Below are 10,296 nucleotides of genomic sequence, written 5' to 3' on the forward strand. Positions count from 1 at the left end.
TTATGATTTTGCTGGATAGTTGATGCGGATGTGGCGTTCAAACCATAGCCCTACAGCCATTACACCAATGCCACATAAAATGAAAACTAAGGATTTAAAGAGTAGTCCTGTAGCAGATAGTAAAAATACGTAGAAAATTCGTAAGCTTAATAGCAGCATTCCACCCCAAAATGCGCGTCTTCCTCCTTTAGCTAATCCTGTACGAATTAACCCTGCTGCGAAGAGGAATAACATGACATTAAAGAGAAATGTGGCAAATGGCGAAATGTTAGTGACTTCAGTGTGCCAAAAAGTAGCGATCGCAATGATGCAGATAAAGATACCAATAATGATGGTGGTGAAATTTTGTTGACGACGGCGACTTCTTTGGGAAGTAATTAAACTGACCCATTGCCAAATTGCTATACCAGTTAAGACAATTGCATCAATTAGTAGTAATCGGTTAACTTGTCGTGATGTGACATACTCTGTATATTGTGCTAAAGAGTCCCAAAAAGTAGTTGTGGCTGCAAAGATAAACAAGACACTCAAAGTAAATAAGGCTAAATTACGTGCTATTGGTTGAAATGAACCAAATTTGATATGGCGATCGCTGTGTCTATGTAGTCTCAGAAAATTACCATACACGAGGAAAGAGTCATCGTAACTCCATAACAAAGCTGGTGGTAGTGCAAATGCAATACTTGTTACCCAACCTCTTTGAAATGTTCCCCAGACAAATGGTTGAATGTTTGCTTCTAAAGATGTGATGATGGCGATCGCACCTAGTGCAAAAATCCAGCCGGAACGACACCAATAAGCTAACGGGATAAATAATACTGCTGATAATAGTGGCATATGCTGCCCAATCAGCGATGACCATGATAATTCTGTGATACTAGTAGTTGACCAACTCAGTGCGATCGCACTTCCCCAATACCCCCAATAACCTAACCATAGTAAGATAATTGACAATACACCCAATGAAGTTAACCGCAGGCTGTATGCCATTGCTAACACGCCAATACCCCAAGCAAGCAACAATTCATAAAACGGTGCATTGATGTGAAAAATTTGCCCCATTAACCCCATATTTGCACCCAGAATCAATGCCCCCAAAAGGAGTAATCCATGTCCCAGGCGTTGTCGCGACTCTTTGGGATGTTTCCACAATAGAAAACCTGCAATATTAACGCCGATAAATAAACTCAACAGCAGCGTTACTTTACCAACTCGCGGTAATTCTTGCCAATTGGCAGCGACAAAGGTGATAATTCCTAAACCAATAAGAATACTACCTAAACCGACTAAAATTGCAATAAAACTACTACGTGCTGTGCTATCGAGCGTGTTAAATTGATAGCGTTGTGATAGCTGCTCATATTGCAAATCATCAATGAGTCCCTCAGCTTGCCATATTTGTGCTTCATGGCGTAACTGGTGACGAAACTTATCTGAAGTCACGTCAACCTCCTGTTTTATAAAAGTTTAGATTTTAGTAATAGATGATAGGAAAGTAAAGAAGGTATTATTTACTTCTTCAGTTTCCAGTTTTCCGTAAGCAATATTTGATTACATCTATTAGTTGATGAGATTGCTGCAGGCTAATGTCATAGTTATAGCTATTTCTTAGTATATATTTATTGTGAAGTTAGCATTGTGAGCCAATTGCTTGCAGTGTGACAGTTTTGTCTGTGGATACCACAGGCAAGTTGCTTATGCCATACTTATTGTAAGTTTTGATGATGGATCAACCTTCAAATTTGTTATTAAAATTAAGCCGTCGTTTGTTTGATGATGCAACAGAACAAGAAAAATTTATTGATGCGCTCATTCATCCTCAACCGTTTCATCCTTGTATTGTTTGGGGTCGAGAAAAGCGATCGCCATTTAAAATAGAACCACCGATATCCTGGCAACCATATTTTGTAGATCGTTTATCTTTTGGTGAAAAACCAGGACAGCATCCTTTACATAATGAAGGTTATTATTACTGCTTAGACTTTTCTTCAGTGTTTGCTGCAATGAGTTTGTTAGCAGTGCGATCGCCTATAAACACTATATTTGATATGTGTGCTGCACCAGGAGGTAAAAGTATTTTTGCTTGGCGGGCTTTACAACCTCAACTACTTGTTTGTAATGAAGCAATTAGCAAGCGTATTGGAATGCTAATTTCTAATATAAAACGCTGTCGTATTTCTCCGGTAATTGTAATAAGTAAAGATCCAGGTGATTTAAAACAAATATTCTGTTCTAGCCAATTAGTTATAGTTGATGCTCCCTGCAGTGGTCAATCTTTATTAGCAAAAGGTAGTAAATTACCAGGATGTTTTCATCCTAATACTATTAATAAAAACGCAAATCGGCAAAAGAGAATCATTGCTAATTCAGCACAATTAGTAGCACCACAAGGCTATTTGGCTTATATGACTTGTACGTATTCTGTTGAAGAAAATGAGCAAGTTTGTGAGTGGCTTTTGGAGAAGTTTCCGCAGTTTCAAGCAGTGGATGTTTCTGAATTGGTAGAATATCAATCTCAGCTTACTAATCTTCCTTGTTACCGGTTGTTTCCTCAAAGTAAATTAGGGACGGGGGCGTTTACGGCGTTATTTCAAAATACTGGGGTAGGGGAAGTTAAAAACTTGGATGTTGAAATGTTGCAGCAGGTGGGGATTAGGTACAAGTTGAATGATGTGAACCACACAGACGCAGAGAAAAAGGTTGTGGAGGGTTTATTTATAGGAAATAATTTCTAGTTCGTTGTAGCCTGTTTGAGGATCGAGGGTGCGTGTGAAGGTGAAGTCTTTTGTTGTGCCAATGATGATTTCTGCGGTTGTGTAGATGATACAGCCGTTGTCTAAGTGTCCGCCGATGGTTTTACCGTGTTTGTCGGCTATACAGATGTGGAGATGGATGCCGCTTGTGGCTAATGTTCCATTAAGAGAAAGGATTTCAAATTTATTATCGAGTACAGCACTTATGTCTTGATTAGCAAAGCGAATTGTTGCTTGTTTGAGGCTACCAATTGCACTTAAAATGAAGCCTGCTTCAATCTTAGTTTGAACGGTAAAAGTTTTTAAACTTTGGCGTAAGTCTGTGTCAGGTTTGAGTCTTAATGCTAATACTTCCATTGATGTTGATTGGTATTTTTACTTAAGTTTATTAGTTTGAGTAAAAGCTATCTCAGTGATTTTACTAACGTGAGATTTGAATGAAATTTATACAATAAATCCAATAAGGTAAATTTTATTCTACTCATTTATATGATTTCTCAGTTTCCGCAATGTGAGAATTTATCAGAACAGGTTGAAAGTCTCTTACAATTGTTGCATCAAGAACCTGCATTGCGTACTCAAGATACGTCTTCAGTTCAATCTTCACTGCGAAAAGTTGTTTCACCGACGTTTGAGATTGTATTTGCTGGGGCGTTTAGCGCTGGTAAATCAATGTTGATTAATGCGTTATTAGAACGCGAACTACTTTATAGTGCTGAAGGTCATGCTACGGGAACTGAGTGTTATATAGCTTATGCTGAACCTGAAGCGGAAAAAGTTATTCTCACTTTCTTGAGTGAAGCGGAAATTTGCGAACAAGCTGAGGTGTTATGTCAACGGTTGAGTTTAACTACACATGTGAGAATAAATCAACCAGAAGTGATGAACTTGCTATGTCAAGGATGCGAACTGATTATTCAACAAGAAGGTGGTGAGAGTAAATCAGAACGCGCTAAGCAAGCGAAGGCGTTGATTTTACTATTAGAGGGTTTTGAGGCAAATCGCGATCGCATCCACAATACTAATAATGCCACGTATTCAATGGAGCAGTTTAACTTTTCTAATTTGAAGGAAGCTGCAAGTTATGCGCGTCGGGGTAGTAATAGTGCAGTTTTGAAACGCGTTGAGTATTACTGTCATCATCCGCTTTTACAAGATGGCAATATTTTAATTGATACGCCAGGAATTGATGCGCCGGTACAAAAAGATGCAGAGTTGACATATCGCAAGATTGAACATCCCGATACATCGGCAGTTGTCTGCGTACTTAAACCTGCTGCTGCTGGTGACATGACAAAAGAGGAAACAGAGTTACTAGAAGCCATGCGGGGTAATTCAGGAATCCGCGATCGCGTTTTTTATGTCTTTAACCGCATTGATGAAACTTGGTACAATACACAACTACGGCAGCGCTTAGATGGTTTAGTTATTTCGCAGTTTCAAGAAAGTAGCCGCGTTTACAAAACGAGTGGATTACTTGGATTTTATGGTAGTCAAATTAAACACACTAGTGGAAGCGATCGCTTTGGTTAAATTCCATTTTTGCTGAAAGTGTCAAAGGTATTGATAGAAAAGAAGACACACCGCAATTTGTTAATGAATTTAATCGCTATTGTGCTAACTCTGGTAAGCTTTCACCAAGTAAGTTTCGCATTTCAGTGAATAGTTACGAAACACCAAACGAAAACTACATCCGAATTTTAGCCGAACAAGGTACACTCCTGATCGATCAGTTAATTGCAGATAGTGGAATTGAAGAATTTCGCAGTGCAATTACTAAGTATCTTACCCAAGAGAAACGCCCGCAGTTATTTGCAACTTTAGCAAATGATTTACAGCCGTTGTGTATCAGTTTGCGGAAACATTATATGGATGCACAGCGCGAATTAGATAGTCAACCGCGTGAAATTGATGCAATGAAAGCGCGGGAACTCGAACTTCTCAGCCAGCAGTTGCAGCAAATTGGGAAAGAGTATGCAACGCATATCGAAGCAGAAGTTAATGCAATAGTGACTAATGCTTGCACAGCTTTTGAAGACGATTTTCGCAAACTTCAGGCACGCATGATTCGCCGTTTGGATGAGTTACTTGACACATTTTCGGTGAGTGATGCGTATAGTCGCGCCACACTGAGTCATCCTCGCAATGCAACTGCACCATTAATTGCTATTTTAGTCGAGGCATTGTATTACTTAGCAAATCAACTTGAAGTTATTTTAGTTGAGTCATGTCAAGAAGTTATCAGTAGTTTATTTCAACGTTTAATTGAACGAGTACGCAAGTCAGAATATTATCGTAATTTGTATCGAATTCTTGGTAATGATAGCAGAATTGAACAACAGCTAAAACTATTAGAAAAAGATGTTAAGCAAGCTTTAATTAGTGCTGCAAAAGTCGAATGCGATCGCTTTGTGCGCGAAAGTCCTAGATTTTACGATGAAGGTACTTTTTCAATTTATCAATTTCGTCAAACATTACAGCAAACTTCGCAAGGCTATGACTGCGAAAGCATGGTAAATGCCGAACCCGCAATTCGCCAGTTATTAAAATTAGATTTTGAACCCAAAGTTTCTGCTACGATTCGCAGAAATTTCCGCCAAACTATCAACCAAACACTCAAATCGCTATTATTACCAGTAGCCAATCAACAAGCTGATGAGATTTTACAGCAATACACTCAAGCTCGTGCTTACTTAGAACAAACACTAGAGCAAGAAGTAGAAGAGAAAATTAGAAAAAATGAGCGACTTCTAGGAGAATTGCAAGATAAAATTGCAGTTTACAACCAAGTCATTGCTGGAATAAATAGCTGTTTACAAGCAATGCATTTACACGAGCATTTGTTACCTGTAGTAGAAGGACGTACTTTAATTACATCTTCTATTGACACTAAGTTGTTGGTTCCAAATTCAGCAAGTAACAGCCTTATTATGAATGGAGAAAAAGTTAAATCTGAATTGTAAAAAATAAAAATACTAAGAGAAAATTAGGCAAATACATGCTTCAGAAAAATCAAATGTCACTTAGCGAAGACGATGTTATTTATATTGATAAGACATATCTAGCTTGGTATGAACATCCAATGTTTAAACTTAGTCAGCTTAAAACTCAAATTAAACTTCTTTTAAGAAAATACATTGGTTATCACTCCGAAGAGAAGGAAAAGAAATGGTTTGAAGATGGTGTAGATTGTGAGATACTTAAAGTTGGTGCAAAAAATTGGCAGAAAGGAAAAATTAAACTTACTGTTAAATTAGACTTTATTCCTGAAGAAATAGAAACAGAAGAAATATCTACAAATAGGATAGCGCAACAAAACTTAGCAGAAACATCTTTAGAGGATATTCGGCAAAAGATAAACCAGGTTAACTAAGAAATATTAGGAAAAAATAAAAATGAACTCTGAATTTAATAGTTTAGAACGTGAAGACGTTGTATCTGTGTACTCTAGTCAAATTTTTGTAAATAACCGGACTTTTACAATTAATGAGTTTATTTCAGCTATGATGCCGACGATAAAAGACAAATCAGGAACAACTTGGACAGAAGAAAAAGCTAATTGGTTTGGGGAAGGAATAGAATGTAAAGTATTAAAGCCAGGTGCCAAAAGTTGGCAGCGAGGAAAAGTAAGAATTACTCTAGAATTTTGTCCAGAAGACCTTGAGATTAAAGATAATAATGAATCGCCAGTCATTAGTGATAACTCACCTCTTGATGATATTCGGCAAATGATGCCTAAAAATGGGCAGTAGTAGATTTTATGAGTAAAACACCACGAATTCACATTCCGCAAGCAGTGAGGAAGTATGTGTTTGAACGCGATCGCCTGCAATGCCAAAGTTGTGGTAAAACTGCAATAGAGACACTCACCATCGATCGCATCATTCCGCTTGCTCGTGGTGGTAAAAACGATATTAGTAACTTACAAACTCTCTGTCGTTACTGCAACCAGCGCAAAACGCATCACCTCGATCCCCGATATCAGCGCCACTATAATCTCTAATTTCCCCTGTGTTCTCTGTCTTTGAAAGCAAGCACTTTATCAACATAACTATCATTAAAGTAAACCCCAGATTATCTTGATTAGGGGCGAAAGCAATGAAACTTCATCTACTCCAACCAAAACGTATTTTTTGGGCGAGTATCTTCTCTGTCATTCTCTTTCCTCTTTCTGGCTTAGCTGTCACTGTACAAGAGGTGCCAAATCCCCGCAAAGAATATGGCGGTTGGGTAACTGATATGGCAGGAATTCTTAGCGACGAGACAGAAGCCCAAATTAACCAGATGATTTTTGAATTAGAGGCAGAAAAAAGTACGGAAATGGCAGTAGTGACTGTACCAGAAACAAGCCCTGCTACATCACCGAAAACATTTGCTACAGAATTATTCAATTATTGGGAAATTGGCAAGCAAGGACAAGATAATGGCGTATTATTGTTGATTTCCGTAGGCGATCGCCGCGTAGAAATTGAAACGGGTTATGGTGTAGAAGCAATATTACCTGATGCCAAAGTAGGCAATATCATCGATACTCAGATTATCCCTCGTTTCAAAACAGGAGATTTTGCAGGTGGTACGCTGGCAGGAACTCAAGCATTAATCGTGGTTCTCAAATCCGAACCATCATCAGGAAATCAGGTCATACCTCCAAATACTCAAACAACCCCAAACAATAATAACTGGATATTATGGGGAGTTTTAACAGGAGGCGGAATATTAACCCTAGCAGCAGGAAGTGCTGTTTACTTCAGTCGTCCTCGTAAAATCTTCATTACACCAGAAGGGCGTACCCGTAAAGGTCAAGGTAATTACACTTTTTTCTGTGCTGATTGCCAACAACCAATGCAGCAAGTCGATTATTCCATAGTCCAATCCTATTTAAGTCAACCAGAATTGATAGCACAAAAACTCGGCAGTGTCAAGTTTCAGGGTTGGAAATGTCCTAGTTGCAGTCAGAAGCAAACTGGTGATGGATTCCACCTGATCGCCCAAGAGTCTCGTTCCTCCAAATTTCGGCAATGTCCTCACTGTCAAGAATTAACTATCACTCGTAACGAGAAGACTGTGAGATCGCCAACTCAATACAGTTCTGGAAGGCGACTCATTACTGATGAGTGTCACAGTTGTTCTTACTATCGCCAGCAAGAAGAAATTATTCCTCGTTTACCGCCTCCTCCGCCTCCGCCTCCTCCTAGTAGTTCTTGGGGTAATTCTGGTGGTGGTAGTAGCTTTGGTGGTGGTAGTAGTGGTGGTGGTGGCGCTGGTGGGAATTGGTAAAATCCTATGAATAATCCAGATAAAAGAATTCCTGAAGATATTGCCCCAGAAGTGTTAGAGTTAGCCTCGCGCAATTATGCTAATCACACTCAAAGTTATTCAGCTTCAGAGTTAGTAGCCGCAGGCGAAGAAGTTGATATTCCTGCCGAATTCATTCAACAAGCCATTCTAGATGTCCAAGCAAGACACAAACAACAGCAACAGCAACAACAGTATTTAGCCCATCTGCGTCAAAAATTATTCATTGCTGCCGCTGGAATGGTAGCTACTTTGAGTGTCTGGAGTATCTGGACTTACAACTCTATTTCTAGCAGTCACTCTAGAGTAGAAGCAGCTTGGGCACAAGTCGAAAATCAACTCCAGCGTCGTGCTGATTTAATTCCTAATCTTGTCAATGTTACTCAAGCTTATGCTAAACAGGAACAAGAACTAGTCTCTTTGTTAGTGCGATCGCGTCAAACATATTTACAAGCGACGACTCCTGAAGAAAAAGTTGCAGCCACAGTGCAAGTCAATCAAGCCATTGATCGCTTCCGCGATTATGCTACTGTCAATCCTCAACTGCAATCAAGTCAATTATTTACTAATCTTCAATACGAACTCACAGGTACAGAAAATCGGTTAGCTGTAGAAAGAATGCGGTATAATCAAGCAGTGCAAGCTTATAATCAGAAAATTCAAAGTTTTCCTAACGTCTTAGTTGCCAATACTCTTGGGTTTGAGAAGAAAGACTTTTTTCAAGCTACAAATACTAATGTTCCCATAGTTCCTTAAGAATAAAAATTATCAGTCCTCCAGCAAAAGCACCGAAGGGCATATATAAAGCCAGCAGTTGCATTAACCTTCCCCTTTAACCTACTAATGCCACGAAGTCTAATGAGTGTGCGATCGCCATTAAGTACCGAAGTGATCGCGATTGTGCTGTGCGTCAAAATCTATAATGGGTCCTCTGGGCACAATTTGATTGGGATTAATCTCAGTCATACTCATGTAATAGCCGCGTTTAGTATGGTCTAAATTACACGTCGCTTTGAATTCAGGACGCTGATATAAATCCTTGAGATAATTCCAGAGGTTGGGATAGTCGATAATTCGCCGCAAATTGCATTTAAAGTGACTGTAATAGACTAAGTCGAAGCGATACAGCGTTGCAAACAGACAAATATCAGCTTCTGTAAGTTGATTTCCACATAAATAGCGCTGAAAACTCAGAACGGTTTCCCATTGATCTAAACTATCAAAAAGTTCAGTCACTGCCTCTTCATAGGCAGCTTGCGAAGTCGCAAAACCAGCCCGATATACTCCTGCATTAATTGGCAGATAAATGGCATCAATTGTTTTATCAATTTGCTGCTGTAGGTTGCGTGGGTATAAGTCTATTTTCTGGGTTGCTAATTGCGTAAACTCTACATCAAACATCCGCATGATTTCGCGAGATTCGTTATTGACGATTGTTGAAAATCGCTTATCCCACAACACGGGAACTGTGACTCTTCCTGTATACTTGGGATCGGCTTTGATATAAACCTCTTGCAAATATTGAGCGTGATTTACCGAGTCAGGAATTGTTCCTGGTGCGTCACTAAACAGCCATCCTTGATCGCTCATAATTGGATCGACAATAGACACTGAGATGGTATCATTTAAGCCTTTGAGTTCTCGCATAATCAAGGTGCGATGTGCCCACGGACACGCCAAGGCAACATAGAGATGATAGCGTCCTGCCTCTACCTTAAACCCACTTTTTCCATCAGCAGTCACGCGATCGCGAAACGTTGTTGGTATTTCACTAAACTTGCCACTGGAATCTGATTTATTTCCGTCAGTTGTCCATTGACCTGCAATCATCATTCCTGACGCCATAGTTTTCTCCTAAGCCTAGGGCATTGCAAGTTACAGAATCTATATTTCTGAACCTTTAATGATGGCTTCAAGAAGACTTCCTTCTTTTTCTGAAGGCTGTGAGTTTCTTAAACATTCTTTATCACATTGCTTTGCAGCCAAACCCTCACATTTTAGTCGTGCATTCGCTGTAGCAATTGTATGTAGTAAACTTCCAGAGGTTGAAGAGATATGATGTAATATCTTCTTCAGTCTTGATGATCTTCGCAGCGATCGCTGGCTTATTTGTTAAGCATAACCTGAGTTCGGGTTAAGCAGATGGAGGTAAAGCCCATTCTAAGTGAAGGGAGGGCTTTTTGGGCTGATGACAATAAGCAATCAAACCACAGAGGACATTAACACCAAAATTGACGGGACTACGATG

Annotated in this window: 9 protein-coding genes and 2 pseudogenes; 7 read left to right on the plus strand and 4 right to left on the minus strand. The window is 39.3% G+C overall.

From position 1 onward, the window contains the following. Window positions 1–1,443, minus strand: a complete 1,443-nt coding sequence (locus tag IQ230_RS07750) for a DUF2157 domain-containing protein (RefSeq protein WP_193931448.1) — start codon at window positions 1,441–1,443, stop codon at window positions 1–3. Window positions 1,444–1,721: 278 nt separating this feature from the next. Between IQ230_RS07750 and IQ230_RS07755 the strand changes: the two genes are divergently transcribed. After that, complete coding sequence (locus IQ230_RS07755) at window positions 1,722–2,735, plus strand: RsmB/NOP family class I SAM-dependent RNA methyltransferase (protein ID WP_228054674.1); 1,014 nt, start codon at window positions 1,722–1,724, stop codon at window positions 2,733–2,735. Here IQ230_RS07755 and IQ230_RS07760 read toward each other — a convergent pair. Continuing rightward, window positions 2,712–3,110, minus strand: coding sequence for a PPC domain-containing DNA-binding protein (locus IQ230_RS07760; RefSeq protein WP_193931449.1), 399 nt, complete (start codon window positions 3,108–3,110; stop codon window positions 2,712–2,714). The two genes, IQ230_RS07755 and IQ230_RS07760, sit on opposite strands and share 24 nt — an antisense overlap. 132 nt (window positions 3,111–3,242) lie before the next feature. Between IQ230_RS07760 and IQ230_RS07765 the strand changes: the two are divergent. From IQ230_RS07765 to IQ230_RS07790, 6 genes and pseudogenes are all read left to right on the plus strand, one after another. After that, window positions 3,243–5,716 (plus strand): annotated as a pseudogene (locus tag IQ230_RS07765) (dynamin family protein). Window positions 5,717–5,769: 53 nt separating this feature from the next. Continuing rightward, window positions 5,770–6,126 carry a KGK domain-containing protein gene (locus tag IQ230_RS07770; RefSeq protein WP_193931450.1) on the plus strand — a complete coding sequence of 119 codons (357 nt, stop codon included), beginning with the start codon at window positions 5,770–5,772 and terminating at the stop codon, window positions 6,124–6,126. Between the two features lie 22 nt (window positions 6,127–6,148). Further along, window positions 6,149–6,505: a KGK domain-containing protein gene (locus IQ230_RS07775; RefSeq protein ID WP_193931451.1), complete on the plus strand. Its 357-nt coding sequence runs from the start codon at window positions 6,149–6,151 to the stop codon at window positions 6,503–6,505. Between the two features lie 8 nt (window positions 6,506–6,513). Then, complete coding sequence (locus IQ230_RS07780) at window positions 6,514–6,756, plus strand: HNH endonuclease (protein ID WP_193931452.1); 243 nt, start codon at window positions 6,514–6,516, stop codon at window positions 6,754–6,756. A gap of 95 nt (window positions 6,757–6,851) precedes the next feature. After that, a complete protein-coding gene (locus tag IQ230_RS07785) occupies window positions 6,852–8,030 on the plus strand; it encodes a TPM domain-containing protein (RefSeq protein WP_193931453.1) in 1,179 nt (392 codons plus the stop codon). A 6-nt stretch (window positions 8,031–8,036) separates the two neighbouring features. Continuing rightward, window positions 8,037–8,804 (plus strand): LemA family protein, encoded by a 768-nt coding sequence (locus tag IQ230_RS07790; protein ID WP_193931454.1) that lies wholly within the window; start codon window positions 8,037–8,039, stop codon window positions 8,802–8,804. 120 nt (window positions 8,805–8,924) lie between these two features. On the opposite strand, the gene IQ230_RS07795 is transcribed toward IQ230_RS07790, so the two are convergent. Together IQ230_RS07795 and IQ230_RS26465 are read right to left on the minus strand one after the other, a co-directional pair. Continuing rightward, on the minus strand, window positions 8,925–9,893 hold the full coding sequence (locus IQ230_RS07795) for a glutathione S-transferase family protein (protein WP_193931455.1): 969 nt from the start codon (window positions 9,891–9,893) through the stop codon (window positions 8,925–8,927). 289 nt (window positions 9,894–10,182) lie between these two features. Further along, window positions 10,183–10,296, minus strand: a pseudogene (locus IQ230_RS26465) (IS982 family transposase); the annotation flags it as partial.

This window comes from Gloeocapsopsis crepidinum LEGE 06123 (assembly GCF_015207655.1).
Classification (GTDB): Bacteria; Cyanobacteriota; Cyanobacteriia; order Cyanobacteriales; family Chroococcidiopsidaceae; genus Gloeocapsopsis; species Gloeocapsopsis crepidinum.

What these genes read in the sequence shown, in the direction of transcription:
- IQ230_RS07755 (WP_228054674.1), top strand. Translation starts at nt 1,722, where the DNA reads ATGATGGATCAACCTTCAAATTTGTTATTAAAATTAAGCCGTCGTTTG.
- IQ230_RS07760 (WP_193931449.1), bottom strand. Translation starts at nt 3,110, where the DNA reads ATGGAAGTATTAGCATTAAGACTCAAACCTGACACAGACTTACGCCAA.
- IQ230_RS07770 (WP_193931450.1), top strand. Translation starts at nt 5,770, where the DNA reads ATGTCACTTAGCGAAGACGATGTTATTTATATTGATAAGACATATCTA.
- IQ230_RS07775 (WP_193931451.1), top strand. Translation starts at nt 6,149, where the DNA reads ATGAACTCTGAATTTAATAGTTTAGAACGTGAAGACGTTGTATCTGTG.
- IQ230_RS07780 (WP_193931452.1), top strand. Translation starts at nt 6,514, where the DNA reads ATGAGTAAAACACCACGAATTCACATTCCGCAAGCAGTGAGGAAGTAT.
- IQ230_RS07785 (WP_193931453.1), top strand. Translation starts at nt 6,852, where the DNA reads ATGAAACTTCATCTACTCCAACCAAAACGTATTTTTTGGGCGAGTATC.
- IQ230_RS07790 (WP_193931454.1), top strand. Translation starts at nt 8,037, where the DNA reads ATGAATAATCCAGATAAAAGAATTCCTGAAGATATTGCCCCAGAAGTG.
- IQ230_RS07795 (WP_193931455.1), bottom strand. Translation starts at nt 9,893, where the DNA reads ATGGCGTCAGGAATGATGATTGCAGGTCAATGGACAACTGACGGAAAT.